Origin of the sequence: Kitasatospora sp. NPDC093550, from assembly GCF_044764985.1 — a bacterium.
Lineage (GTDB): Bacteria > Actinomycetota > Actinomycetes > Streptomycetales > Streptomycetaceae > Kitasatospora.
This window is the reverse complement of the sequence record NZ_JBIWJF010000014.1, coordinates 50,819-75,616: the sequence shown is the minus strand read 5'-3', so window position 1 is coordinate 75,616 and position 24,798 is coordinate 50,819. Positions and strand designations below refer to the sequence as shown.

21 protein-coding genes, 1 tRNA gene and 1 riboswitch are annotated in these 24,798 nt (G+C 74.2%); of the genes, 5 read left to right on the top strand and 17 right to left on the bottom strand.

Annotation, left to right across the window (positions count from 1 at the left end):
* Positions 1–260: 260 nt before the first annotated feature.
* Both ACIRD3_RS22840 and ACIRD3_RS22835 read right to left on the bottom strand, forming a co-directional pair.
* Entirely contained in the window at positions 261–1,676 is a 1,416-nt protein-coding gene (locus tag ACIRD3_RS22840; protein WP_402219981.1) for a sensor histidine kinase, read from the bottom strand.
* A gap of 17 nt (positions 1,677–1,693) precedes the next feature.
* Positions 1,694–2,398, bottom strand: coding sequence for a response regulator transcription factor (locus ACIRD3_RS22835; protein WP_402219567.1), 705 nt, complete (start codon positions 2,396–2,398; stop codon positions 1,694–1,696).
* Positions 2,399–2,531: 133 nt separating this feature from the next.
* Here ACIRD3_RS22835 and ACIRD3_RS22830 point away from each other — a divergent pair, with 133 nt between their 5' ends.
* A complete protein-coding gene (locus ACIRD3_RS22830) occupies positions 2,532–3,074 on the top strand; it encodes a hypothetical protein (RefSeq protein ID WP_402219564.1) in 543 nt (180 codons plus the stop codon).
* Between the two features lie 36 nt (positions 3,075–3,110).
* Here the strand turns inward: ACIRD3_RS22830 and ACIRD3_RS22825 are convergent, their stop codons facing one another.
* Entirely contained in the window at positions 3,111–3,698 is a 588-nt protein-coding gene (locus ACIRD3_RS22825) for a VOC family protein (RefSeq protein WP_402219561.1), read from the bottom strand.
* Between the two features lie 268 nt (positions 3,699–3,966).
* Between ACIRD3_RS22825 and ACIRD3_RS22820 the strand changes: the two genes are divergently transcribed.
* On the top strand, positions 3,967–4,449 hold the full coding sequence (locus ACIRD3_RS22820) for an Lrp/AsnC family transcriptional regulator (protein ID WP_402219558.1): 483 nt from the start codon (positions 3,967–3,969) through the stop codon (positions 4,447–4,449).
* A 26-nt stretch (positions 4,450–4,475) separates the two neighbouring features.
* On the opposite strand, the gene ACIRD3_RS22815 is transcribed toward ACIRD3_RS22820, so the two are convergent.
* From ACIRD3_RS22815 to ACIRD3_RS22805, 3 genes are all read right to left on the bottom strand, one after another.
* Positions 4,476–5,282, bottom strand: coding sequence for a S16 family serine protease (locus ACIRD3_RS22815; protein WP_402219555.1), 807 nt, complete (start codon positions 5,280–5,282; stop codon positions 4,476–4,478).
* 104 nt (positions 5,283–5,386) lie between these two features.
* The gene (locus ACIRD3_RS22810) at positions 5,387–6,037 is read right to left on the bottom strand and encodes an IclR family transcriptional regulator (protein WP_402219552.1); all 651 of its coding nucleotides are present in this window, start codon (positions 6,035–6,037) and stop codon (positions 5,387–5,389) included.
* A gap of 360 nt (positions 6,038–6,397) precedes the next feature.
* Positions 6,398–8,230 (bottom strand): DEAD/DEAH box helicase, encoded by a 1,833-nt coding sequence (locus ACIRD3_RS22805; RefSeq protein WP_402219978.1) that lies wholly within the window; start codon positions 8,228–8,230, stop codon positions 6,398–6,400.
* A 308-nt stretch (positions 8,231–8,538) separates the two neighbouring features.
* Here ACIRD3_RS22805 and ACIRD3_RS22800 point away from each other — a divergent pair, with 308 nt between their 5' ends.
* Positions 8,539–8,964 (top strand): SsgA family sporulation/cell division regulator, encoded by a 426-nt coding sequence (locus tag ACIRD3_RS22800; RefSeq protein WP_402219549.1) that lies wholly within the window; start codon positions 8,539–8,541, stop codon positions 8,962–8,964.
* Between the two features lie 44 nt (positions 8,965–9,008).
* Here ACIRD3_RS22800 and ACIRD3_RS22795 read toward each other — a convergent pair whose 3' ends face one another.
* Genes ACIRD3_RS22795 through ACIRD3_RS22785 form a run of 3 tightly spaced genes read right to left on the bottom strand, consistent with a single transcriptional unit; the run spans position 9,009 to position 13,545 of the window.
* A complete protein-coding gene (locus ACIRD3_RS22795; protein WP_402219547.1) occupies positions 9,009–11,615 on the bottom strand; it encodes a bifunctional lysylphosphatidylglycerol flippase/synthetase MprF in 2,607 nt (868 codons plus the stop codon).
* A complete protein-coding gene (locus tag ACIRD3_RS22790) occupies positions 11,582–12,904 on the bottom strand; it encodes an alpha/beta hydrolase (protein ID WP_402219544.1) in 1,323 nt (440 codons plus the stop codon). Before ACIRD3_RS22790 ends, ACIRD3_RS22795 begins: the two co-directional genes overlap by 34 nt.
* Positions 12,901–13,545 carry a class F sortase gene (locus ACIRD3_RS22785; protein ID WP_402219541.1) on the bottom strand — a complete coding sequence of 215 codons (645 nt, stop codon included), beginning with the start codon at positions 13,543–13,545 and terminating at the stop codon, positions 12,901–12,903. Before ACIRD3_RS22785 ends, ACIRD3_RS22790 begins: the two co-directional genes overlap by 4 nt.
* 413 nt (positions 13,546–13,958) lie before the next feature.
* Here ACIRD3_RS22785 and ACIRD3_RS22780 point away from each other — a divergent pair, with 413 nt between their 5' ends.
* Positions 13,959–15,278 (top strand): hypothetical protein, encoded by a 1,320-nt coding sequence (locus ACIRD3_RS22780; RefSeq protein ID WP_402219538.1) that lies wholly within the window; start codon positions 13,959–13,961, stop codon positions 15,276–15,278.
* A 3-nt stretch (positions 15,279–15,281) separates the two neighbouring features.
* On the opposite strand, the gene ACIRD3_RS22775 is transcribed toward ACIRD3_RS22780, so the two are convergent.
* The gene (locus ACIRD3_RS22775; protein WP_402219535.1) at positions 15,282–16,721 is read right to left on the bottom strand and encodes an MFS transporter; all 1,440 of its coding nucleotides are present in this window, start codon (positions 16,719–16,721) and stop codon (positions 15,282–15,284) included.
* 90 nt (positions 16,722–16,811) lie between these two features.
* On the bottom strand, positions 16,812–17,126 hold the full coding sequence (locus ACIRD3_RS22770) for a DMT family transporter (protein WP_402219533.1): 315 nt from the start codon (positions 17,124–17,126) through the stop codon (positions 16,812–16,814).
* A 43-nt stretch (positions 17,127–17,169) separates the two neighbouring features.
* Positions 17,170–17,235, bottom strand: a riboswitch (guanidine-III (ykkC-III) riboswitch).
* Between the two features lie 85 nt (positions 17,236–17,320).
* Here ACIRD3_RS22770 and ACIRD3_RS22765 point away from each other — a divergent pair.
* Positions 17,321–17,392, top strand: a tRNA-Cys gene (locus ACIRD3_RS22765).
* Positions 17,393–17,457: 65 nt separating this feature from the next.
* Here the strand turns inward: ACIRD3_RS22765 and ACIRD3_RS22760 are convergent.
* The 6 genes from ACIRD3_RS22760 to ACIRD3_RS22735 form a co-directional block, all read right to left on the bottom strand.
* A complete protein-coding gene (locus tag ACIRD3_RS22760; RefSeq protein ID WP_402219530.1) occupies positions 17,458–19,785 on the bottom strand; it encodes a xanthine dehydrogenase family protein molybdopterin-binding subunit in 2,328 nt (775 codons plus the stop codon).
* Positions 19,782–20,981 (bottom strand): 2Fe-2S iron-sulfur cluster-binding protein, encoded by a 1,200-nt coding sequence (locus tag ACIRD3_RS22755; RefSeq protein WP_402219527.1) that lies wholly within the window; start codon positions 20,979–20,981, stop codon positions 19,782–19,784. Before ACIRD3_RS22755 ends, ACIRD3_RS22760 begins: the two co-directional genes overlap by 4 nt.
* On the bottom strand, positions 20,978–21,844 hold the full coding sequence (locus ACIRD3_RS22750; protein ID WP_402219976.1) for an FAD binding domain-containing protein: 867 nt from the start codon (positions 21,842–21,844) through the stop codon (positions 20,978–20,980). Before ACIRD3_RS22750 ends, ACIRD3_RS22755 begins: the two co-directional genes overlap by 4 nt.
* A gap of 314 nt (positions 21,845–22,158) precedes the next feature.
* Complete coding sequence (locus tag ACIRD3_RS22745; RefSeq protein WP_402219524.1) at positions 22,159–23,769, bottom strand: beta-N-acetylhexosaminidase; 1,611 nt, start codon at positions 23,767–23,769, stop codon at positions 22,159–22,161.
* An 87-nt stretch (positions 23,770–23,856) separates the two neighbouring features.
* A complete protein-coding gene (locus ACIRD3_RS22740; protein WP_350521773.1) occupies positions 23,857–24,135 on the bottom strand; it encodes a DUF3039 domain-containing protein in 279 nt (92 codons plus the stop codon).
* Between the two features lie 61 nt (positions 24,136–24,196).
* Entirely contained in the window at positions 24,197–24,781 is a 585-nt protein-coding gene (locus tag ACIRD3_RS22735; protein ID WP_402219521.1) for a YqgE/AlgH family protein, read from the bottom strand.
* Positions 24,782–24,798 lie beyond the last annotated feature (17 nt).

Below are 24,798 nucleotides of genomic sequence, written 5' to 3'. Positions count from 1 at the left end.
CCGCCGTCCGGGCACGGGTGCCTGCGGACCTCCGGGCGGCCGGCCCGGCTCGGTCGGGTGACCGGCGCGACCGACGCTAGCGGCGGACCGGGGGCCGGAACGGCGGGCTGAGCGAGGGGTAGAACTCCCTTAGGCCGCAGTTAAGGAAGAGCCCCGGATCACCACGAACCCGCCTCACCACCGACTCGCCGTCACCACCCGAGCCCCCACCGACCCACCGTCACCACCGACGCCCCCGCCGCCTCACCACCGACCCGCCGTCACCGCGAGAACAGCGCCCCCCGGTTGCGCCGCCGCCCGGCCCGCAGCGGCCCCGCCACCTCCGGCCGGGTGCGCAGCCGCAGCCGGGTCTCGGCGCCGCCGAGGACCGCGGAGCGGCCGAGCGCGAGGTCCCCGCCGGTGGATTCGGCGAGCTTGCGGACGATGTCCAGGCCGAGGCCGGTCGAGCCCTCCCCGCCGTGGCCCTCGCCGCGCTTGAGGGCGGCCGCGGGGTCGTCGTACCCCGGTCCGGCATCGCCCACCAGCACGATCACCGAGCTGTCGGTGGCCAGGACGTCCACCGAGAAGGCGGTGCCGACGGCGGTGTGCCGGAAGACGTTGCCGAGCAGCGCGTCGACGGCGGCCGCCAGGTCGCCGCGCTGGACGGGTACGGGTGCCGCGCGCTCGGCGCCGGCCAGCTGCCAGCGGCGCCCTTCGTCCTCGGCCAGCGCGGACCAGAAGCCGACCCGTTCCCGGATCACCTCGGCGGCGTCGCAGCCGACCGCGACGGCGGGCGCGTCCTCGGGGGCGCGGCGGGCGGAGCGGATGATCTGGTCGACCTCGCGTTCGAGCTGGGCGACGGCGTGCCGGGTGGCGTCGGCCGCGTCGCCGTCTCCGAGCGAGGCGGCGTTGAGCCGCAGCACGGTCAGCGGGGTGCGCAGCCGGTGCGACAGGTCGGCGGCCAGTTCCCGTTCCGCGGCGAGGAGTTGGGCCACCCGGTCGGCCATGGTGTTGAACGCGTGGCCGGCCTCGCGCAGCTCCTCGGGGCTGCCGTCGACCTGCTTCCCCGTCACCGGGACCCGGACGGCGAGGTTGCCGGCGCCGAGCGAGCGGGCGGCGCCGGCGAGGCGACGGGCGGAGGCGACGATCCTGGTCCCCATCCGGTCGGCGACCAGCACCGAGATGGCGACCAGGCCGAGCGCCACGGCGGAGAGCACCAGCCAGGCGGTGGAGACGCCCCGGGTGAGGTCGCTCTCGGCCACGTACACCTCGACCACGGCGGTCCGTGCGGTGTCCACCGCGACCGGCTGGAGCAGCGCGTAGCCGCCGGGGACCTGCACGGTGAAGGAGCGGCCCTGCCCGCCGGCCGTGGCCACGTCGCCGGCGGCGGCCCGGCCCTCCCCCAGGGTCGGCCCGACGGGTCCGCCGGTCCCGGGGGCCTCGGACTGCCCCGCCGCGGGCAGGTGGACCGCCATCCGCCCCTGTCCGCCCGCGTCCGTACTGGCCAGGGCCCGGGTGACGGCGTCCTGGTCGGTGGTGATCGCCAGGGCCGGCCCGAGCGCCGCCGCCTGCCGTTCGGCGGCGGTGAACGCCCGGTCCCGCGCGGTCTGCTGGACCATCAGGCCGAGCGGGATGAGGAAGGCCAGCGCGACCATGGTGGTCCCGGCCACGGCGGCCTTGATCAGGGCCCAGCGCAGCGAGCGACCGAACCTCCTCATGTCCGGTGCCCCGCCGCGCCTCCGACGGCTTCCAGCCGGACGCCGACGCCCCGGACGGTGTGCAGGTAGCGGGGGTTGGAAGCGGTCTCGCCGAGCTTGCGGCGCAGCCAGGAGAGGTGGACGTCGATGGTCTGGTCACCGCCGTAGGTCTGCTGCCAGACCTCGGCGAGGATCTCCTTGCGGGGCACCACGACGCCGGGCCGGGCTGCCAGGAAGGCCAACAGGTCGAATTCACGGCGGGTCAGGTCGAGCAGCCGCCCGTCCAGGGAGGCTTCGCGCCGCTGCAGGTCGATGGCCAGTCCGCCGACCCGCAGGACCTGCGCGACGGGGGCGGCGCCGCTGCCGAGCCGGCGCAGCACGGCGGCCATCCGGGCGCTGAGGTGCTCACCGGAGAAAGGTTTCACCAAGTAGTCGTCGGCGCCGTCGTTGAGCAGTCGGACGATCTCGGCCTCGTCGTCCCGGGCGGTGGAGATGATCACCGGCACATTGGTCAGGCCCCGGATCATCTTGAGCGCCTCGCTGCCGTCCAGATCGGGCAGCCCCAGGTCGAGGATCACCAGGTCGCAGCCGACCTGGGCGACCTCCCGCAGCGCCTCCAGGGCGGTGCCCACGCTGCGGACCGCGTGACCGGTGTCGGTCAGGTGGCGGATGAGGGCGGAACGTACGAAGGGGTCGTCCTCGACCACGAGCACTGTTGCCATGGCCCTGCACGGTACGCCATCGGCGGGCAGTGGTCTGTACCTCGGGGGGCGGTCCGGACATCGCGCAACTGCCCTGACGAACACCGGGGGTGCCGGTTCGGACAGGGCGGAAATGCGGCAGGATGTGCGGACGATGCGGAACGGACTGGTACAGCTCGGCGCCTGGGCGGCGGCCACCGGGGCGGCGGTGGCGCTGTCCTGGCTCGGCGTGCACGCGGTGCTGACCGGCGCCGCCTTCGAGCGGCCGACGGCCCTGCCGCTGCCCGCCCCGAAGGCCGACGGCGCACCGCTCCCGCCGACCACCGCCGCCGAGCAGCCGCAATCGGCCGAACAGTCCGCACCCCCGGCCCCGACCCCGCCGACCTCCCCGGCCGCCGCCACCACGCACGGACCGGCCCCCGTCACCACCACCCCGCCGCCGACCCGCCGGCCCACGCCGACGGCCACCGCCACGTCCACCGTGAAGAGCTACCCGATCCCGGGCGGCAAGGTCGCGCTGGACCTGAAGCCCGACCGGGCCTCGCTGGTGTCCGCCACCCCGGACCCGGGCTGGCAGATGCAGGTGTGGAACGGCGTCCAGTGGATGCGGATCGACTTCACCAAGGACGACCAGGCCAACTCGGTCTTCGTCTACTGGAACGGGCACCCGCCCGTGGTGGAGACGGCCGTCCGCTAGGGGTCGTCGCCGTGCCCCGCCCGCGCCGCCCGCCGGTCAGAACCCGTCGTACGGCACGAACCCCGGCAGGTACGGCCCCGCGTAGCCGGCCCGGTCGACCAGCGTGTGCCTGGTCCCGCCCGGCACCCCGATGGTGGCCAGCACCACCGCGCCGTACGCGTCCCGGGTCTCGTACGGCTCGGCCAGCGACAGCGCGCCGCGGTCGACCGCGTAGTCGTAGGCGTAGTAGACGTCCGGCACGCTCACCGCGACGTCCAGCACCCCGTCCCCGTACCGCTCCAGGTACGCGGCCAGTTCCCGCCCGCGCGGGCCGAGCGGGCCGAGCACCCGCACCGGCGAGGTGAGCACGATCCGCGTCCCCGGCGCGGCGAGCACGTACGAGACGGTATCGGGCTCACCGGTCTCCGGTCCCGCGTACGCCGTACAGCGCAGCCCGAGCGCGGCGCGGTAGCGGCGGGCGGCCCGCTCGGCGTCGCCGACCGCGAACACCACCGCGTCGGCGTGGCCCACCGCCGGCGCCCCCGGTCCACCCGGGTCGGGAGCGGCGCCCGGGGCCGAGCCCGGAGCGCTGCCCGGAAGGAGGCCTGCCCCGAGCAGGACGGCTTCGGCGGCGGTGTCGGTCATGACGGCCTCCCGGTAGGCGTACGGACCACGCTGGGGCCCCGGCGCCGGAGTGGGGGCCCGGGCACGGGGTCGTGGCTGGAGGGTGGCGCCGAGACGGCCTGCGCGCAACTGTTCCGTTTCCTCCTGGCCAAGCTGCGCCCCGGAGCGGGAGAATCGGCCGCACCGCTGTACAGAATGCCCACCGGAGGACGGTGCCGCGATGCCCCCCGCCCACTCCCCGAGCTCCCCCGGCTCGCCCAACCCTGCTGCTCCGCAAGGCACTTCGATCGTGGGCAGCACGAACGACACCATCGACGCGCTGGACGGCCGACTGATCCGGCTGCTCGCCGAGGAGCCGCGGATCGGGGTGCTGGAGTGCTCGCGCCGACTGCAGGTCGCCCGCGGCACCGTGCAGGCCCGGCTGGACCGGCTGCAGGCCAAGGGGGTGATCGGCGGCTTCGGCCCCGAGGTGGACCCGGCGGCGATCGGCTACCCGGTGACGGCCTTCGCCACCCTGGAGATCTCCCAGGGCCAGGGCACCGACGTGCGGGCGCACCTCGCGGCCGTGCCGGAGGTGCTGGAGCTGCACACCATCACCGGGATCGGGGACATGATGGTGCGGATCGTGGCCCGCTCCAACGCCGATCTGCAGCGGGTGATCGACCGGGTCGTGGGCTTCGACGGGATCGTCCGCTCGTCCACCGCGATCGTGCTGGAGAACCCGGTGCCGTACCGGATCCTGCCGCTGGTCGACCAGGCCGCCGCCGAGTAGGGCGGGCGGCGGCGGAGCCCGTCCGGTCAGCAGGCGGGGACGCTGCCGCCGCTCTTGAGCGCCTGCAGCGCCGACACCGCCTCGGCGAGCGTGCCGACCGGCACCAGCCGCAGCGACGTCGGCGTGTTGACCTTCGCGTCCGCGCACTCGTCCCTGGGCAGCAGGAACACCGTCGCGCCGTCCCGGGCGGCCGCCCGCGTCTTCAGCGGGACGCCGCCCACCGGGCCGACGGTGCCGTCCTTGTCGATGGTCCCGGTGCCCGCGATGTTCAGCCCACCCGTGAGGTCGCCGCCCTGGCCGTCGCCGGCGAGCTTGTCGACGATGCCCAGCGCCAGCATCTGGCCGGCGCTCGGGCCGCCGACGTCACCCAGGTCGACCTTGACCTTCACCTGGTCCGGCGACAGGTGGAGGTAGCTCAGCGCGGCCGCGGTGGCGCTGTCCTGGGACTCGGCCATCTGCTGGGCCGTCACCTCCTCCGCCTTCGCCGGGTTGCCCTGCGGGTACACGGTGTCGGTCGGGCGCACCGCCTCCGCAGGGTCGAACCAGGCCTGCATCGAGCGCAGGAAGGTGTTCCGCTGGTCCGGGTTGGTCGCCGAGATGGTGACCATCCGCAGCTGGCCCTCGGTGGTGCGCAGCGGCGCCCCGGTGATGGTGAGCACCGGCTTGTCCTGGTACGTGCCCAGGGTGTCCGCGGTCAGGCCCGGCCAGGTGAGGGTGTACGGCAGCGGGACGAAGGCGGCCACGCCGAAGAGCGCGGCGACCAGCACCCCGCACAGCGCGAGCGCGCGGGTCCGCGGGGCGGTGAGGGCCTTGGAGAGCTTGGTGTCGGACACAAGGGGAATCCAAACACACCCTGCTGCCCGCCCGCTCACCTCCGGGGCGGGGGCTCACCCGCTCACCTCCGGCGCGCGCCGTCACCCGCCCGCTCGCCTCGGCGCTACCGCAGGGCGTCGGCCACCTCGGTCGCCGCCTCCACGACCCGGGGGCCGACCCGCTCGGGCACCATCCCGTTGAGCATCACCACGCCGACGCTGCCCTCGATGCCGCTCAGCCCGAGCAGCGCGGCAGCGGCCCCGCAGGCCCCGGACTGCTCCTCCGCGCGGGTGATGACGAAGCCCTGCTCGGGTCGGCGCTGGCTGGGGAAGGTGCGGGCCTCCAGGATCGCCCGGCCGGCCGCGCTCTCGCCGAGCGGGTGGCGCAGCCCGGTCCGGTAGGCGACGTGGAAGTCGGTCCAGCTCGGCTCGACCACGGCGACGGCCAGCGCCTCGTTGCCGTCCACCAGGGTCAGGTGGGCGGTGGCGCCGAGGTCCTCGGCGAGGCTGCGCAGGGCGGGCAGCGCGGCCTCGCGCAGCAGCGGGTGCACCCGGTGGGCGAGCCGCAGCACGCCGAGGCCCACCCGGGCGCGGCCGCCGATGTCCCGGCGGACCAGACCGTGCTGCTCCAGGGTGGCCAGCAGCCGGTAGACGACGGTGCGGTTGACGGCCAGCCGGGCGGCCAGTTCGGTGACGGTGAGCCCACGCTCGGAGTCGGCGAGGAGCTTGAGGACCCGGACACCGCGGTCCAGGGTCTGGGAGGTCTCGGCTGTCACGACGGGCAATCCTTTCCGCGGCGCTCGCGGGGCGCGCGGCGCCGGTCCAAGGTCGGTGTCGCGCGCAGGTGGGGGTGGCCGCGCTCGGGCCGCGCGTGGCGTCCTCCTTGACGCCCGTACGGCCCTGCGGCGCCGTCCCGCGGGGGTGGCCCGGCGGTAGAGCGTGGGGGAAAGGTAGTGAAGTAAATGTCGCGGCGGAAGTGGTTGTCCAAAATTCGGGCGTGATCGACTTCAACGGCGCCGTAGAAACAGGACAAACCCTCCCGAATCCACCGGCACATCAGCGCACAAGTTCGACCTCGGTCCGAAGTCCGGACACACCGGGGCAGACGGCCCCTCCCGGGACCGCCTGCCGGACCGTTACTTCGCCCACTCCCGGATCTTGGCGATCCGCGCCTTCAGCTGGTTGGCGGTGGCCTGCGCCGTGAGCGGCCCGCCGCACTGGCGGCGCAGCTCGTTGTGGATGGTGCCGTGCGGCTGGCTGGTGCGGTGGTGCCACGCGGCCACCAGCGCGTTCAGCTCCTTGCGCAGCTCCCGCAGCTCCTGGTGGGTGACGACCGGCCGCTCCTCGGCGGGCAGCTCCAGCAGGTCGGCCTCCTCGGCCGGCTTGGCCTTGGAGCGCTGGATCTGCCGGTGCTGGCGCTTCTGCAGCAGCATCTGCACCTGGTCCGGCTCCAGCAGGCCCGGGATGCCGAGGTAGTCCTCCTCCTCCTCGCTCCCCGGGTGGGCCTGCATGCCGAACTCCATGGCGTTGTACAGCACCCGGTCGAAGACCGCGTCGGAGCCCAGCGCCTCGTAGGAGAACTCCTCGCCGCCCGCACCGTCCGGTCCGTCGTTGGCCCGCTCGGCCTCGGCGAGCAGCCGGTCCTCCTCGTCGAAGAGGCCCTCGCCCTCCTTCTTCGGCCGGTCCAGCACGTGGTCGCGCTGGACCTCCATCTCGTTGGCGAAGCTCAGCAGCATCGGGATGGTCGGCAGGAACACCGAGGCGGTCTCGCCGCGCTTGCGGGCGCGCACGAAGCGGCCGACGGCCTGGGCGAAGAACAGCGGGGTGGAGATCGAGGTCGCGTACACCCCGACGGCCAGCCGGGGCACGTCGACGCCCTCGGACACCATGCGGACCGCGACCATCCAGCGCGAGGTCCCGGCCGCGTAGTCGGAGATCCGCTTGGACGCCTCGGCCTCGTCCGAGAGCACCAGGGTGACCTTCTCGCCGCTGATCTCGCGCAGCATCTTGGCGTACGAGCGGGCGACGGTCTGGTCGGTGGCGATCACCAGCCCGCCGGCGTCCGGGATGGCCTTGCGGACCTCGCTCAGCCGCCGGTCGGCGGCCTGCAGCACGGCCGGGATCCACTCGCCCTGCGGGGACAGCGCGGTGCGCCAGGCCTGGGCGATCAGGTCCTTGGTCATCGGCTCGCCGAGCCGGGCCTCCAGCTCGTCGCCGGCCTTGGTGCGCCAGCGCATGTTGCCGCTGTAGCTGAGGAAGATCACCGGGCGGACGACGTGGTCGGCGAGCGCGTTGCCGTAGCCGTAGGTGTAGTCGGCCACCGACTTGCGGATGCCGTCGCTGCCGGCCTCGTACTGGACGAACGGGATCGGGTTGGTGTCCGAGCGGAACGGCGTACCGGTCAGCGCCAGGCGGCGGGTGGCCGGCTCGAAGGCCTCGAAGCAGGCCTCGCCCCAGGACTTGGAGTCACCGGCGTGGTGGATCTCGTCCATGATCACGAGGGTCTTGCGGGCCTCGGTCCGGTTGCGGTGCAGCATCGGGTTGACCCCGACGCCCGCGTAGGTGATCGCGATGCCGTGGTACTCCCGGGACAGCGGCCCGGAGGAGTACCCCGGGTCCAGCTTGATGCCTATCCGCGCGGCGGCCTCGGCCCACTGCTTCTTCAGGTGCTCGGTCGGCGCGACCACGGTCACCTGCTGCACCAGGTGGTTGTGCAGCAGGTACGAGGCCAGGGTGAGCGCGAAGGTGGTCTTGCCCGCGCCCGGGGTGGCGACCGCGAGGAAGTCGCGCGGCTGCGTCTCGATGTACTTGTCCAGCGCACCCTGCTGCCAGGCCCGGAGCTTGCCCGCGGTGCCCCAGGGGGCACGGCCGGGGAAGGCCGGGGAGAGGTGGTGCGAGCCGGCCGGGGCGGCGTGGCCCACGGACCGGGCGGGCGCCTGCGGCTCCGGGGCGTCGGAGAACAGCGGCATCGAGGAGGCGGCGGCAGTACTCACGGTCTCCGAGGGGGATCATCGCAGGTCAGAGGCGGTTTTGCGGCCCCGTCCTGCGGTCGGGCGGCGATCGGACAACCCGCCCAGCCTACCGGCCCGGCGCCGTTCGAGCCTCCAGGAGAGGCTCCGCGCCGGGACCGTACGGCCGGAAATCGATGTGACGCGGATCACGTCCTCCTGCTCCCGGAACCCGGTAATCACGGCAGCCGACCGGGCTCTCACCAGGTGAGGCCGCGCCGACCCCACCACCGTGAGCGCGGCCCCGCATCGACCCGAAGGGACCCCCCGTGCGCACCGTCGAAGAGACCGTCCAGGCCCGCCTGATCCTCTCCCCCCACCGCTCCGCCCGCCTGCGGGTGGTGCTGTCCTACCTGCCGGAGGACCCGCTGGCCGTCCGGATGGCCTTCCCCGCCGAGTTCTCCCTGGACGGGACGGAGGAGGGCCGGGACGCCGAGGACGTGGTCTGGGTCTTCGCGCGCCGGCTGCTCTCCGAGGGCATCGAGCTGCCGACCGGCGTCGGCGACGTCCACGTCCGGCCCTCGCCCGCCCGGAGCACCATGGTCGAGCTGCGGGCCCCGGAGGGCACCGCGCTGCTCCGGTTCGAGACCGGAGACCTGCGCCGCTTCCTGTGGCGCAGCCGACTGCTCGTCCCCGAGGGCGAGGAGCACCTGCACCTGGACGCCGACCGCGCCCTCGCCCAGCTCCTGGGCTGACGGCCGTGGCGGTCCTGCGCCCGCACGGCCCTCCGCCGGCCTCCTCAGCCCGACAGCTTGCGCATCAGCCGGACGCCCTGCGCCGCCGTCAGGTGCGGCAGGTACGCCTTGCCGATCGCCCGGGTGATGCCGGGCAGCGCGGCCGGGTCGGGGTAGGCCATGTACATCGGCCGGTACTCCGGCTGGAACTTCGCCTTGAACGCGAGCAGCGAGCGGAAGCCGTACACCGGCTCCAGCACCTTGCCCATCCAGTCCAGCATCCGCTGCAGCCCGGTGGGCTCCTCGTTCTGCCCGGTGCGGGCCAGCGGGGCACCCGACAGGGAGAGGAACCGCGCGCCCTCCTCCTTGAAGCCGAGCGCGGCCGAGGCGATCAGGAACTCGTTGACGCCGCGGAAGCCGTCGGAGCGCCGGCGCATGAAGTCCAGCGTCCAGCCGACCGGCACGCCGTCCTCGTACACCGGCATCCAGCTGGTCAGGCCGTGCACGACCCCCTGCTCGTCGACCGCGACCAGCACCCGGACGTCGGGGTCGTCCAGCTCCTCGAGCCCGCCGAGCGTGAAGCCCATCTCGGGCAGGCCCTTCTCGGAGACCCATTCCTCGGAGATCGCCCGGATCTGGTCCCGCAGCGTGAGCGGCGCCTCGTGGTACGCCCACCACTCGGCGGTGATGCCCTGCTTGCCGGCCTTGTTGAGCGCGGTGCGGATGTCCTGCCACTTGCGGCCGGTGAAGGCCAGCTCGGGCAGCGCGACCACGGTGTCCTCGGCGACCTGCACCGAGCGCCAGCCGAGCTCCGCGGCGGCCTCCCTGGTCTGCGCGCAGACGCTGTAGAAGCACGGCGTCCAGCCGCGCGCGTCGCAGTACCGGGCGAACCCGGCCACCGCCCGGGCCCGGTCCTCCGGCGCGCCGAACGGGTCGCCGGTGGTCAGCGCGACGGTGCCGACCACCCGGTAGGCGACGGCCGCCCGGCCCTGCTCGTCGAACCAGTAGTGGTTGCCGTCCCAGGTGGTGATGAACGACAGCGTCCCGCCGCCGTGCTCGGTCAGCAGGGCCCTGGCCCTGGCCACCGCCTCGGCGTCGGTGTGCAGCACCGGCCGGCGGAAGGCCGACAGCAGCGCGACCAGCGCCACCAGCCAGAACGCCAGACCGCAGTAGGTCTCCAGGAAGCGGGCCAGCGGACCGACCGCGATCGGGTAGTCCGGCGTCAGGTCGTTGTACGCGGGCGGCAGGAACTGGGCGGGCAGCCCGTGCAGCAGCCGGCGGACGGTCGCCCCCGGCTCGAACTGACCGGCCACCAGCCGGCCGAGCCCCACGTACGCGGCCGAGGTGAGCAGCAGGGCACCGCCGACCACCACGGCCAGCCGGCGCACCGACCGGCCGGACAGCCGCAGCCGGAACCGCTGGTGGGTGACCAGCAGCAGGCAGGTGGTCAGCAGCGGCAGCAGCATCGCCTCGACGAAGTACTGCACGACGTCCTGGCTGACCGGCCCGGCGTCCAGGTACAGCCAGCCCAGCAGGGCCACCCAGAGCAGCTCGGTGGCGACGGTGACCCGCCAGGCGAACCGCAGGCCCCGGCGCAGCCCCTCGGCGAGCACCAGCAGCAGCGCCGGGAACAGCGCGGCCATCAGCCGACCGGGCGTGTCGAAGATCCGGACCACGGCGTGCGCGCGGGCGCAGTCGTGGGCCGAGAGCGCGCAGAGGTCGGCGACCTCGTCCGGGCTGAGCCGGTGGGAGAAGTAGAGCTCGGAGAAGGTGTTGAACGGCCCGCTGGCGTTGTCGTACAGCGAGGCGATCAACGGCCCGAAGGCGGCGGCGACGAGGCAGAGCGCGACCAGCACCCGGGTCTCGGAGTGCGAGGAGCGGTGCGAGCGCAGGGACGGGCGGCCGCGGCTGAGCAGCGCGCCCACGCCGAGCCCGGCCACCGCGGCGGCGCAGCGCTGGACGCTCTGCAGGTGGCCGACGTACAGCGTCATCACCAGCGGGAGGAGGAGCACCAGCAGGTGCAGCCGCCGGCGCCAGAGCACGGTGAGCCGGTAGCCGAGCACCCCGGCGAGGGCGAACAGGCCGACGCCGGGGCCGACCGAGATCTGGTCGGCCACCGAGGCGGTCCACTGCTCCCCGGCCGAGGAGCCGAAGGCGATCAGCCCGGCGCCCAGCAGGGTGCCGGCGATCTGCCCGCCGACCAGCACCGCGAGGGTGCGCAGCCGGCCGAGCCGGTGCTCGGCGGCCGGGCCGACCAGGAGCAGCAGCAGGGTGGTGAACACGTACGAGCCGGTGCCGGAGCACCAGAACGCCGAGGTGAGCGGCGTCCACCAGTGGCCCTCGTCGAGCGTGGGCAGGCCGACCCCGACCCGCTCCAGGAGCCGTTCGGACGGCCCGTGGCGCAGGCTGCCGGTGGCCGCGCCGAGCAGCCAGAGCCCGGCCAGCAGGGCCAGCGTCAGCGGCGCCGCGCGCAGCCGGGTGCCGAGCGCCCGGGCCGCCCGCCTCGCCCGCTGCGGGCGGGGCTCCGGTGTCCGGGTGACCGGTGCGCGGTCCGCGCCCGGCTCGGCGCCGCGCTGCGCGGCGACCCGCTCCGACTTCGGCCGGCTCTCGCCGACGGCGACGGCGGTGCCCGTCCCGGTCACCGGGTCAGCCCGGTCTGCTGGGCGAGCCACGGGATCTGCTGGACGATGCCGGGGCGGAACACGACCCAGCCGTGACCGCCCGGCATCAGTTCGAACTTCGTCTTCATCCCAGCCCCCTGTGCGGCCCGGTAGACCTTTTCCATCTGCGGCTTGAACTCCGCGTCGGTCTCGCCGACGAGGAAGGCGACGCTGGTGTCCGGGAACTTCTTGCGGTTCATCACCTGCACCGGGTCGACGGCGTCGAACCTCTTGCCGTCGCCGTTGAACGCGGCCTTCACGGTCTGGTCCCGGGTGCCGAGGGTCGGCTCCTCCTGCCCGGACATGTCCAGGACGGTGCCGTACACGTCGGGCGCGTTGACGCCGAGCTGGAGCGCGCAGGTGCCGCCCATCGAGGCGCCGCCGATCGCCCAGGCCTTGCGGCCGGTGGCGGTCTGCAGGTTCTGGTGGATCCAGAACGGGACGTCGGACGCCAGGTAGGTCTGCGTCTTGGCGATCTTCGAGTCCATGCAGAGCGAGTTGCCCCAGGTGGAGCCGTTGTGGTCGGGCATCACCACGATCGGCGCGAGCCCGCCGTGCTTGGCGGCGAAAGCGTCCAGCACCTCGTTGATCTGCCCGGAGAGCACCCAGTCCCCCGGCGCCCCGGGCTGGCCGGTGAGCATCACGACGACCGGGAGCAGCGGCCGCGGGTTGGCCTGGTAGGCGGGCGGGAGGTAGACGTACGCGTCCCGGGCCTTGAAGCCCGACCGGAGGCCGGGGATCGACACCACCGAGACGGTGCCCTTGGCGGGCAGGTCCGCCGGGGGCTGCCAGACCTCGTCCAGCACCTTGTCCGCCGGGGCGGCCACGGTCCGGTCGGCCATGGGGACCAGTCCGTCGGTCTTGGTCAGCCACGGCGCCAGCATCACGCGCCCGCTCGGGAACTGCCCGAAGCCGATGTTGACCTCGGAGGCGGCCATCAGCAGCACCAGCCCGCTCAGGCCGAGCGCGAGGCCGCGCCGCCGCCAGGTGAGCCGGCGGAGCCGCCAGCCGGCCAGGCAGAACCCCAGCAGGGCGATGGCTATCCACCAGGTGACGTACTCGGGCGTGCCCTCCGGGAAGGGGTGCCACCAGCCGTCGACGACGACCTCGAGGAGCAGGCTGAGCGCGGCGGCGGTGAACAGCGCGGCGGGCAGGCGGAACCGCCACCAGCTCCGGCCGCGGCCAACGGCGAGCGCGAACAGTGCCGCCCATCCGGCCAGCAGGACGGCGTGCGGGATCGGGCCCTCGGTGAGCGGCCAGTCGATCGGGTTCCAGCGGGTGGCGAGGGTGAGCGTGGTCATGCGGCTTTGCCCGGCAGGGTGGTGTCGGCCAGGAACCCGTAGGCGACGACGTTGCCCTCGTAGCCGTGTTCCGCGCTGTAGGCGCCGCCACAGGTGATCACCCGCAGCTGCGCGTCAGTGGCCTGACGGTAGACCCGATCGTCCGGGAAGTCCTTTCGGTCGTGCACTTCGATGGCGTACAGCTGGTAGACGGCGGTGGCGCCGTCCGCCCGGGCGATCTCGATCCGGTCCCCCCGACGGAGCGCTCCCAGATGGTAGAAGACGGCCGGACCGGCCTTGTTGTCGACGTGCCCCGCGAGGATCGCGGTGCCGCGCTGGCCGGGGCTCGCGCCGCCCCGGTACCAGCCCGCCAGGTTGCGGTCCGCCTCGGGCGGGGCCTGCAGGTGGCCCTCGGCGTCCAGCCCCAGCGCGGCGACCGGGGCGTCCAGCCGGACGGCCGGGATGCGGATCCGGGTCGGCGCGGACGGCCCCAGCGGGGGGACGACGGAGACCGGCGCGATGCCGGCCTGGGCCTGGCCGGCGCCGGGTGCCGGCGGCAGCACCGGCGAGCCCCCGTCGTGCAGCAGCCAGGCACCGAGCACCAGCGCGGCACCCGCCGCCAGGGTGCCCGGCCAGGGGCCCCTGCTCTGCTGGACGCCCACGGGCGCTCCCCTCTGCCGACGGAATCCCGATTCCTGGGAGTTTCCTGGGAACAATTCAACCGGATCGGACTGTAAGGCACGTCCATACGATGGTCGTATTGACACCCGCCGATCGGCAGGGCTGCCGACGGCTTCCCTGCGCCGGGTGTGCGCCCGGTCGCGGAACGCGACGACCTCCCCCCACCGGCGATCACCGCGGGACCCACGCCCGACACGACCTACCGACGGTTTGACGGACGGATTCGGTTGCGTCGTTCGAGCGATCACTTATGACCGTTCGCTGCGCCTCTTCGACCGTCTCCGCCCACATGCCATGCTGACGCGGTCACGGGTTCGACCATCCGGATGTCCGACCGGACCCGCACTCCCGCACGCTGCCGGACGCCGTTGAACGCCTGATGAACGGAGTGACCATGGACGCTCTCTCCCGCCGCACCCTGCTGGCGGCCGGCGCCGCCGCCGCTGCCTCGCTCACGGCCGGCTGCGGCAGCAACCACGCCACCGGCGGGGAGCGCGCGACCGGCTCCGCCGAACCCACCAGCGGCGCGGACGGCGGGCAGAGCGCCACCCCCACCCCCGCCCCGGTGCCCAAGCCGCAGGCCGTCCTGATCGGCGACGGCTCCACCTCGGACACCGGCGCCCAGCCGCACCAGCCCGTCCCCGAGCGGCTGCAGCCCGGTCAGCGCCCGCCGCAGTTCGTGGTCTTCTCCTGGGACGGCGCCGGCGAACTCGACAACGGCCTGTTCGCCCGCTTCCGCCGGCTGGCCCAGGAGCACGACGCGAAGATGACCTTCTTCCTCAGCGGCCTCTACCTGCTGCCCGAGTCCAAGAAGGACCTCTACCGCCCGCCGCAGCACAAGGTCGGCGCCTCCGACATCGGCTACCTGAACGACCAGCACATCCGCGACACCCTGTCCAACCTGCACGCGGCCTGGCTGGAGGGCCACGAGATCGGCACCCACTTCAACGGCCACTTCTGCGGCGCCACCGGCGTCGGCAGGTGGTCCCCGGAGGAGTGGGACAGCGAGATCCAGCAGGCGATGGACTTCGTGACGAACTGGCGCACCAACACCGGCTTCACCGACCTGCCCTCGCTGCCCTTCGACTACCGCAAGGAGCTGATCGGCAGCCGCACCCCCTGCCTGGAGGGCCAGCGCAACTTGCTGCCCACCGCGGTCAAGCGCGGCTGGCGCTACGACAGCAGCGGCAACGGCACCCAGGTGTGGCCGCAGAAGATCCAGGGCGGCGCGCTCTGGGACCTCCCGCTGCAGTCCATCCCCTTCCCCGGGCACACCTTCCAGGTGCTCTCGATGGACTACAACATCATGTACAACCAGTGCGGCCCCAACACCAAGGCCGACCCGGCGCTCCACCCGGGCTTCCAGGCCCAGGCCCGCGACGCCTACCTGATGGGCTTCGACCGCGCCTACCACGGCAACCGGGCGCCGTACATCATCGGCAACCACTTCGAGGAGTGGAACGGCGGCATCTACATGAACGCCGTCGAGGACGCCCTCAAGGCCATCGCCGGCAAGCCCGAGGTCCGGCTGGTCTCCTTCCGCCAGCTGGTGGACTGGCTGGACGCCCAGGACCCGGCGGTGCTGCGCAAGCTGCAGACCCTGGCCCCGGGCCAGTCCCCGGCGGGCGGCTGGGAGTCCTTCCTCGGCACCCCGGCGGCGCCGCCGGTGCCCGCCGCCACCGCCACCGCCACCGCCACCGCCACCGCCGGCTGACCGTCAGGCCCGGCCGCGGACCCGGCCGGAGAGCAGCGCTCCCAGCAGGGCCACCCCGGCACCGGTCAGGAAAACCACCGCGAAGGCCCCGGGCGAACCCCCGCCCTCGCCCGCGGCGTGGGCGGCGGCCATCGAACCGCCGCCCAGCGCCACGAACAGGACCCCGGCCAGGCCGGTCATCAGCACGGTGCCCAGCGCGTCGCTCATCTGCAGCGCGGCCGAGTTGGCGCCGGCGTCCTGTGGCGGGGAGAGCTTCATCATCAGCACGCTGATGCTCGAAATGGCCAGTCCCAGTCCGAGGCCGCCGACGCCCCAGGCCACCGCGGCCACCCAGGCCGGCACCGCGGGGACCAGCACCAGCGCGGCGCCGCCGATCGCCACCGCGCTCAGCACCAAGCCGCCCCGGATCATCGCCGCGCGGTAGCGCTCGGCCCCCGGCCGGCCCTGCAGCCAGGAGCCCAGCGCCCAGGTGAGCCCGCCGCTGGTCAGGGTGAGCCCGGCCAGCGTCGGCGAGAGGCCGCGCTGGCTGGTCATCATCAGCGGGACGAAGGCCTCGGCGGAGAAGAACGCCCCCGCCGCCACCCCGCGCAGCAGGATCACCGTCGGCAGCCCCCGCCCGGCCCGCAGGGTCCGCTCCGGCAACAGCCCGAGGACGGCCGGCACCAGCAGCGCCGCACCGACCACCCCGGGGAGCAGCCCGATCAGGTCGCGGCGCTGGCCCGCGTACTGCAGCAGCCCGGCGCCGACCGCGGCCATCGCGGCCAGCCGGGTGCGCCGACGGTCGAAGTCCGCGCCCCTGGGCGCCGGGTGCTCCCGCTCGGACCGGGCCAGCGCCGGGCCCATCACCGCCAGCGGCAGCAGGATCAGCACCGGGACGGACAGGAACACCCAGCGCCAGCCGAGGTGCTGGGTGACCGCCCCGGCGACCAGCGGGCCGACGATCGACGGCAGCACCCAGGCCGAGGAGAACGCCGCGAACACCGCCGGCCGCAGCCGCTCCGGATAGGCCCGGCCGACCACCACGTAGAGCGCGACGATCACCAGCCCGCCACCCAGCCCCTGGATCGCCCGCCCGGCCACGAACACCCACATCCCGGGCGCCGTCCCGGCCACCAGCAGGCCGAGGCCGAACACCGCGATGCCGGTGAACAGCGGTCGCAGCGGCCCGCGCCGGTCGCACCACTGGCCGGAGACGACCAGGGCGAACAGCGTGGTGGTGAAGTAGCCGGAGAAGGCGAAGGCGTACAGCCCGAGGCCGTCCAGCTGGCGGGCCGCCGTCGGCATCGCGGTGTTGACGGCCGTCGCCTCGAAGGCGATCACCAGGACCACCGAGACGATCCCCAGCGTCAGCGCGCGGTAGCGGCCGCCGAGCACCCCGCCGCCGGGGTCGTCGTCCAGGGGTATCGGTACGGAGTCGACCGAGGTGGGGGAGGCTGTGGTCATGGATGACATCGTAAGAGCCGTCCGCCGCGATGACCCCTGACCGGAGTCGCTGATCGGCTCCGTCCGGAGGCCTAGGCCCAGGCCCAGGCCTCAGTGCAGCACCTTCAGGCCCACCACGCCGGAGACGATCAGCAGCAGGCAGGCGATCCGCGCCACGGTCACCGCGTCGCCCAGGACGGCCATGCCGTAGAGCGCGGTGCCGACCGCGCCGATGCCGACCCAGACCGCGTACCCGGTGCCGATCGGAATGGTGCGCATCGCGTACGCCAGACCGCCCATGCTGAACAGCAGCGCGACGCCGAAGACGAGGGTGGGAACGAGGCGGGAGAAGCCCTTGGACGATTCCAGGGCGACCGCCCAGACGGTTTCCAGGAGACCCGAGACGATCAGAACGAGCCAGGCCATGACGACGTACCTCCGCAGTCCACAGCGGCCGGATCGCCGCTGAACTGCGCCGTCTTGTCGTGACCGGGTACGACGCGCTCGTCCGGGGTGGCGAGAATGCCGCCACCGCTCTTCGACCGTAGCACACATTGCCATACAGAATTTACACAACGTCATTGACCCCTCCCCCCGGGATCCGCCACCATGAATTCACTGGCCGTGTGCCCGAGTGGCTCAGGGGACCGTCTGCAAAGCGGTGCACGCGGGTTCAATTCCCGCCACGGCCTCGGAGAAAGGGAATTGCCGGTCGACTCGGAAGTCGACCGGCAATTCCCTTTTCGCATTTCCCCGCTCAGGCCGTGACGGCGTCCTCCGCCCGGATCGGCAGCCGACCGACCGGCAGACCGGTGGCGGCGCGGACGGCCGCGGCGACGGCCGCCGGGGCGACCACCGCGGGCGCGGCGCCGACCGCCTTGGCACCGAACGGCGCGACCACGTCGCGCTCCTCCAGCAGCGCGGCGATCCGCACCTCCGGGGTGTCCAGCGCGGTGGGCAGCCGGTAGCCGGTCAGCGAGGGGTTCTGGAGCACGCCGCCCTCGGTGCGCAGGTCCTCCAGCAGCGCCAGGCCGACGCCCTGGGCCACGCCCGCCTCGATCCGGTCCTCGATCTGCCGCGGGTTCAGCGCCCGGCCGACGTCCTGGGCGACCGTCATCTCGACCACCCGCACGGCGCCCAGCTCGATGTCCACGTCCACCACCGCGCGCATCGCGCAGAACGAGATCGAGACGAAGGCGTCACCGTGCCCGGCGTCGTCCAGCGGCTCGGTGGGGTGCGGGCGGCACTGCGCGGTGGCCCAGAGCTCCTTGCCCTCCAGCGCCTCCGCCACCGGCATGCCGAGCACCCCGTCGTACGAGGTGATCTTGCCGTCGGCGATCTGCAGCAGCTCCGAGGACATCCCGAAGTTCGCCGCGATCGGCTGCAGCAGCTGGTGGCGGACCATCAGCGCGGCCCGCTCGACGGCGCCGCCGGAGACCCAGGTGTGCCGGCCGCGGGCGGAGGGCCCGGCGATCGACTGGTCGCTGTCGGCCGGCGCGATGTAGACCTCGCTGACGCCCAGCACGGTCTGCACGATCTGCCGGGCCAGCGTGGCGAAGCCCTGCCCGGCGTCGACCGCCGCGCAGATCACGGTGGCGTGGTCGCCGCTGACCCGGACGGTCGCGGTGGACACCTCGTCCTCGCCCTCGGCGCCGAGCATGTGCACCATGCCGACGGCGTAGCCGATGCCGCGCCGCACCGCCACCGGGTCGCCCGCGCCGCCGGGGCCGCCGGGCAGCAGCCACTCGGCGTCCGGGTCGTCCACCGGCAGGGCCGGCAGCGGCTCGTCCGCGACGGCGTCCAGCAGCGCCTTCACCGGCGCCGGGCAGGTGACGGCCTGCCCGGTGGGCAGCGGGTCGCCGGTGGACATCGCGTTGCGCCGGCGGATCTCCACCGGGTCCACGCCCACCCGGGCGGCCAGCTGGTCCAGCTGCGACTCGTACGCGAAGCAGGCCTGCAGCGCGCCTTCGCCGCGCATCCGCCCGGCCGGCGGGTTGTTGGTGCGCACCGCCCAGGCGTCCACGAAGACGTTCGGGCAGACGTACGGACCGACCGAGAACGCCGTCGCGGCCGCCAGCGCCTCGGCGGAGACGTCCGCGTAGGCGCCGCCGTCCAGCAGGATCTGCGCCTCGACCTTCACCAGGGTGCCCTCGGCGTCGGCGTGGTGGCGGTAGCGCAGCAGCGCGGGGTGGCGCGAGGTGTGGGTCTGGAAGGACTCCTCACGGGTGAGGGTCATCTTCACCGGGCGGCCGGTGCGCAGTGCCAGCAGCGCCAGGGTGACCTGGAAGGAGAGGTCCTCGCGGTCGGTGGTGGCACCGGGCACGCCGGTGACCACCAGCCGGACCCGGTCCGGCTCCAGGCCGAGGCAGGCGGCGGTGCGGTCGCGGTCGCCGTGCGGATCGGTGGAGGACAGGTGCAGTTCCACGCCGCCGTCCGGGCGCGGCACGGCCAGCCCGGCCTCGGCGCCGAGCGGCGCCGGGTCCTGCCGGCCGACCTGGTAGAGGCCCTCGACGACGATCTCGCCCACCGCGTCCGGGTCCCCGGTGCGCAGCGGCAGGTGGCGGAACAGGTTGCCGTCCGGGTGCAGCGGCGGCGCGGTGAAGGACTGCTCGGGGTCGGTCACGGCCTCCAAGGGCTCGTAGTCGACCGCGATCAGACCGACCGCCAGCCGGGCGGTGTCCGGGTGGTCGGCGGCCACCGCGGCGATCGGCTCGCCGTGGTGGCGCACCACGCCGGCGGCCAGCACCGGCCGGTCGGCGACGACCGGGCCGGCCGGGGCGCCGTCGGGGGTGCCCTCCGGGCCGGGCGGCAGGTCGGCGGCGGTGACCACGGCGTGCACGCCGGGCAGCGCGAGCGCGGCCGAGGTGTCGATGCCGCGGATCCGGGCGTGCGGGTGCGGCGAGCGCAGCACCGCGCCCCACAGCAGCCCCTCGGCCCACAGGTCGGCCGCGTACGGGTAGATGCCGAGCGCCTTGGGCAGCGCGTCGCTGCGCAGCGGTGAGCTGCCCAGGCCGAACGGCTCGGTTGCGCCGCCCTCGCCGCCGTCCTGCTGGAGTGCTGCGCCGATGTCGGTAGGCGACGTCATGATGCGTGGTCGTCCTCGGGGAGCCGGATGCCGTGAGCGGGGGTGGCACTGTACGGGACGCCCTCGGCCGGGGCGGCGTACGGGGTGCCGTGCGGCGGCGTGCCGTCGAAGCCGGTGCCGTCGAAGGCCGCGCCGGGCAGCGGGGTGCCGTGCGCGGGGGTCGGCTCGTAGACCGGGGCGTCGTACCCGGTGTCGTAGCCGGTCTGCTGGTGGCCGTCCGGGTAGGGCAGGTAGGTCCCGTGCGCGGGGGTGCCCTGGTACGGCTGCTCCGGGTAGCCCTGCGGCGGGTAGTAGACCTGGTCGTCGGCGGCCTGGGCGGGGATGGCTCCCTGGACCTGGGCCAGGGCGGTGGTGTCGTACACGCCGGTGTCGTAGCCGCCCGCCCCGTCCCCGTACGGCGCCCCCGGCTGCTGCGGAGCGGGCTGGTGCTCGACGGGCTGGGCCTCGTAGGGCTGGTGCTCGACGGGCTGCTGCGGGACGTGCTCGATCCAGGCCTCGGCGTCGGTGTAGACCGGCGGCTCGACGACCGGCTCGGGCTCGACGGCCACGGGCGGAGCCTCGGCGACCGCCTCGGCGGACGGCCCGGCGGCCTCCTGGGCGGGAGCGGCGGCCCCGGCGAGCGCCGCGGCCTCCTCCGCCTCCTCGGCCTCCAGCGCGCGGGCGTCCGCGACGGTCTGAACGGCCGCCAGCACGCCCTTGTAGCCGGTGCAGCGGCAGAGGTTGCCGCACAGCGCCTGCCGGGCCTCGACCTCGGTGGGCCGGTGGTTGCGCTGCAGCAGGTCGTGCACGGCCATCGCCATGCCGGGGGTGCAGTAGCCGCACTGCACGGCCCCGGAGGCGGCCAGCGCCTGCTGGACGTCGCTCGCGCCGCCGCCCGCCGACAGGCCCTCGACGGTGTTGATCTCGCTGTCCGCGGCGAGCGCGGCGGGCACCAGGCAGCCGGCCACCAGCTGGCCGTCCACCTGCACCGAGCAGGCCCCGCACTCGCCCTGCTCGCAGCCGTCCTTGGCACCGGCCAGGCCGAGCCGCTCGCGCAGCACGTAGAGCAGGCTCTCGCCGATCCAGGCGTCGGTGACGGGCCGTTCGAAACCGTTGACCCGCAGCGTGTAGGAGGCGCACGGGCGCAGCTCGCGGCTGACCTGCGGGGAGAGGCCGAGCGGGTCGGCGTCGAGGGTCTCGATGGGGTCTGTGGTCACTTCAGCGCCCTTCCCAGTGCCCGTCGGGCCAGCACCGCTACGGTACGCCGCAGCCGAACGGCCGCCGCGGTCGGCCCCTCGGTCACGGCCTCCCAGGCGCCCTCGGCACCGTAGTTGTCGGGGACGCAGGCGGTGGCCACGTACTCGCCGAAGGCGGCGTTCGCGGCCGGGTCGATCTCCCGGCTGCCGTCCCAGTCGATGCAGCCGGCCACCCAGGCCTCGGCCTCCAGCGGGCGCAGCGGCACCGGCGCGACGGCGCCGACGGCGCAGCGCACCGAGCGGCGGGCCGGGTCGAGGACGAGGGCGACGGAGGCGGTGGCGCGGGCCGGGCCGCTGCGCCCGGTGGCCTTGAGGAAGACCTGCGGGGCGTGCAGCAGCGGGACGCGCACCCAGGTGAGCAGTTCGCCGGGGCGCACCGGGTCGAGGCCGGTGAGCAGGTGGCTGACCGGGACCTCGCGGCTGGAGCCGGCCCGGGCCAGGGTGACGGTGGCCTCCAGGGCGGCGAGCACCGGAAGGGTGTCGCCGGCCGGGGCGGCGGAGACGATGTTGCCGCCGAGCGTGCCGACGTTGCGGACCTGCGGCGGGCCGGCGGTGCGGGCGGCGTCGGCGAGCGCGGGGATGAGCGCGGCGAAGTCGGGGCGGTCCATCCGGGCGTGGGTGAGTCCGGCACCGAGCACGGCCGTGCCGCCGTCCTCGTAGCGCCAGCCGCGCAGTTCGGTGATCCGGCCGAGGCCGACCAGGGCGGCGGGGCGCAGCCGTCCGGCGTTGACGGCTTCCATGAGGTCGGTGGCTCCGGCCACCGGTACCGCGGCCGGGGCGGCGGCCAGCGCGTCGACGGCCTCGTCGAGCGAGGCCGGCAGCATGATCGTCCGGTTCACCTGGGTCCCACCGTGCTCCACTTGCTCATCGATCGCCTGCCGCCCGCGGCCTTCGGCCGTGGTGTCCGCGTCAGCAGTCCGGCCTGGCCCGTAGGGTACGGGCGATCGGGCCGGGTTGGGCAACTCTGGCACACAATGCTCGATGATCACTTCGGGGCCGGTGAACGGGACTGCCCGATTGGGACGGATACCGGGCGGTATCTGCCCCGACCCGTACCGGGCCAGGGCAGATGTTCATCTGTTCTTGACGTCCGACGACCGCTCAGAAGTTCCCCGGCCCCCTTCTGCGGACGTGACCGTCACCGCGCCGGCGGCGGCCCGTCGATCGGGCGGCCGGCCACCCCGGGCCACCGCTGCCAGGGGTGCGGGCCGTCGGCCGGGCGGTACTCGACGCCGAGCGCGTCGAGGATCCCCAGGTGCGCCGCCAGCCGCCGCTCGAAGCCGGCGAAGTCGCGCGCGGCCGGCTCGGCGGGCAGCGCGGACCAGGCGACCTCGGCGAAGGCGACCAGCCGGGGGAAGGCCCGGTAGTCGATGTCCCGGGCGCTGTCCATGAACTCGCTCCACAGGTTGGCCTGGGTGCCGATCACGTGCCGCGCCGCGGCCCCGTCCAGCTGTGCCGGCACCGGCTCGAAGCGGTAGACGTCCTCCAGCGTGCGCACGAAGCCGACCGGGATCGGCTCGTCCGGCCCGTCCGCCTGCCGGTGGTCGAAGTACACGTGCTGCTCGGGGCACATCACCACGTCGTGCCCGGCCTTCGCCGCGGCGATCCCCCCGCCGAACCCGCGCCAGGACGACACCGCGGCGCCCGGGGCGAGTCCGCCCTCCAGGATCTCGTCCCAGCCGATCAGCCGGCGGCCCCGCGCGGCCAGCCAGCGGTCGAAGTGCCGGATGACGTGGCTCTGCAGCTCGTCCTCGTTGGCCAGGCCCAGCTCGCGGATCCGGGCCTGGGCGGCGGCGCTGTCCTTCCACTGCTCCTTGGGGCACTCGTCGCCGCCGAGGTGGATGAACTCGGACGGGAAGAGCTCCAGGACCTCCTCCAGGACCCCCTCGAAGAAGCGCAGGGTCTCCTCGGAGGCGTTGAGCACGTGGTGGCTCACCCCCCAGTCCGTCCAGACGCCGAGCGCGGCGGTGTCCACCACGTCGGTGTTGCCCAGCTCCGGATAGGCCGCGACGGCGGCCTGGGTGTGGCCCGGCAGGTCGATCTCCGGGACGACGGTGACCCCGCGCGCGGCCGCGTAGGCGACGATCTCGCGCAGGTCGTCCTGGGTGTAGTAGCCGCCGTGCGGGCGGTCGTCGCGGCGCTGCCCGGACCGGTAGCCGACCATCGAGCGGTCCCGCCAGGCGCCGCGCCCGGTCAGCCTCGGGTAGCGCTTGATCTCCACCCGCCAGCCCTGGTCGTCGGTCAGGTGCAGGTGCAGCACGTTGAGCTTGTGCGCGGCCAGCAGGTCGACGAAGCGCAGCACGTCCGACTTGGGCAGGAAGTGGCGGGCGACGTCGAGCAGCGCGCCGCGCCAGCCGAACCGGGGGGCGTCCTCGATGTCGGCGCCGGGCAGCACCCAGCCCTCGTGGCGCAGCGGCGAGCGGCGGTAGGCGTCCGGCCCGAGCAGCTGCCGCAGGGTCTGGGCCCCCCACAGCGCACCGGCCGGCCCGCCCGCGGCGAGCAGTGCGTGGCCGGGGCGCACCGTGATCCGGTACGCCTCGGCGGCGAGCGCCCCGTCCTGGACCAGTTCGATGCCGGTGCCCGCCCGGCCCGGGCCGAACGGCAGCCCGGTGGCGGCGGACAGCGTGCCGCGCAGCCAGCGCTCGGCGTCGGCCAGTGCGGGCGGTGCGGTCAGCGTGGTGGCGGCGTCGAGCGGGAAGTCCTCGCCCGGGCGGCGGGCGGCACTCGAAGGTGCGGGAATGAGGTCCATTCCGACATCCTGCCCGCGCCCGGAACGATTGGCATAGACCACCTGCGGAACGCGGTGCCCTGCACGACGGCACCGCGCGGCGGCGGACTACTTGTCGTCGCCGTCGCCGCCCTGCGGCTTGCCGATGCCGTCGTAGATCTCCTTGCACATCGGGCAGACCGGGTACTTCTTCGGGTCGCGCCCGGGCACCCACACCTTGCCGCAGAGCGCCACCACGGGAGACCCGGAGAGCGCGCTCTCCATGATCTTGTCCTTCTGGACGTAGTGCGCGAAGCGCTCGTGGTCGCCGTCCCCGTTGGACACCTGCGGGACGGGCTCGACCAGGGTGCCGGTGCCGAGGCCGCGCTCGGGCTCAAGAGTGCTCATGGGTGCCAAGTCTATGGGCGCCCCGGGAAACCGGGCCAGTGTCGCGCTGCGGGCCCGCCGCTCAGTTCATCGTCGGGTCGTCCGGGTAGGTCGCCAGCAGGGCGAGCGGACCGCGCTGGCGGCGCAGCACGGCGCGCCACAGCCGCTCCGGCTCGGGGCTGGAGACGTCCCCGGGCTCGCAGTCCACCAGGTACCAGGCTCCGCTCTCCAGCTCGGCCTCCAGCTGCCCCGGGGACCAGCCGGCGTACCCGGCGAAGATCCGCAGGCTGCCCAGCTCGCCGGCCAGCACCTCGGGCGGCGCCTCCAGGTCCACCAGTCCGATCGCGCCGTGCACCCGCCGCCAGCCCAGCGGCTCGCCGGTGCCCGGCTCCCCCGGTGCCACCGCGAGGCCGAGCGCCGAGTCCAACGACACCGGCCCGCCCTGGAACACCACGGCCGGCTGCCCGACGAGCCTGCCCCAGCCGTCCAGCACGCTGCCCACCTCGACCGGGGTCGGCCGGTTGAGGACCACGCCGAGCGCCCCCTCGGCGTCGTGGTCGAGGAGGAGCACCACCGCCCGCGCGAAGTTCGGATCGGTGAGCAGGGGCGTCGCGACGAGCAGACGGCCGGTGTGGGACCGGCCTCCGTGCGAATGGGCCGCCGTCATGCCTCACATGATCCCGC

Excerpts from the sequence above, each read along its gene's own strand:
- ACIRD3_RS22835 (WP_402219567.1), bottom strand. The coding sequence starts at position 2,398 with ATGGCAACAGTGCTCGTGGTCGAGGACGACCCCTTCGTACGTTCCGCC.
- ACIRD3_RS22830 (WP_402219564.1), top strand. The coding sequence starts at position 2,532 with ATGCGGAACGGACTGGTACAGCTCGGCGCCTGGGCGGCGGCCACCGGG.
- ACIRD3_RS22825 (WP_402219561.1), bottom strand. The coding sequence starts at position 3,698 with ATGACCGACACCGCCGCCGAAGCCGTCCTGCTCGGGGCAGGCCTCCTT.
- ACIRD3_RS22805 (WP_402219978.1), bottom strand. The coding sequence starts at position 8,230 with ATGCCGCTGTTCTCCGACGCCCCGGAGCCGCAGGCGCCCGCCCGGTCC.
- ACIRD3_RS22790 (WP_402219544.1), bottom strand. The coding sequence starts at position 12,904 with ATGACCACGCTCACCCTCGCCACCCGCTGGAACCCGATCGACTGGCCG.
- ACIRD3_RS22780 (WP_402219538.1), top strand. The coding sequence starts at position 13,959 with ATGGACGCTCTCTCCCGCCGCACCCTGCTGGCGGCCGGCGCCGCCGCC.
- ACIRD3_RS22775 (WP_402219535.1), bottom strand. The coding sequence starts at position 16,721 with ATGACCACAGCCTCCCCCACCTCGGTCGACTCCGTACCGATACCCCTG.
- ACIRD3_RS22770 (WP_402219533.1), bottom strand. The coding sequence starts at position 17,126 with ATGGCCTGGCTCGTTCTGATCGTCTCGGGTCTCCTGGAAACCGTCTGG.
- ACIRD3_RS22760 (WP_402219530.1), bottom strand. The coding sequence starts at position 19,785 with ATGACGTCGCCTACCGACATCGGCGCAGCACTCCAGCAGGACGGCGGC.
- ACIRD3_RS22750 (WP_402219976.1), bottom strand. The coding sequence starts at position 21,844 with ATGCTGCCGGCCTCGCTCGACGAGGCCGTCGACGCGCTGGCCGCCGCC.
- ACIRD3_RS22745 (WP_402219524.1), bottom strand. The coding sequence starts at position 23,769 with ATGGACCTCATTCCCGCACCTTCGAGTGCCGCCCGCCGCCCGGGCGAG.
- ACIRD3_RS22740 (WP_350521773.1), bottom strand. The coding sequence starts at position 24,135 with ATGAGCACTCTTGAGCCCGAGCGCGGCCTCGGCACCGGCACCCTGGTC.
- ACIRD3_RS22735 (WP_402219521.1), bottom strand. The coding sequence starts at position 24,781 with ATGACGGCGGCCCATTCGCACGGAGGCCGGTCCCACACCGGCCGTCTG.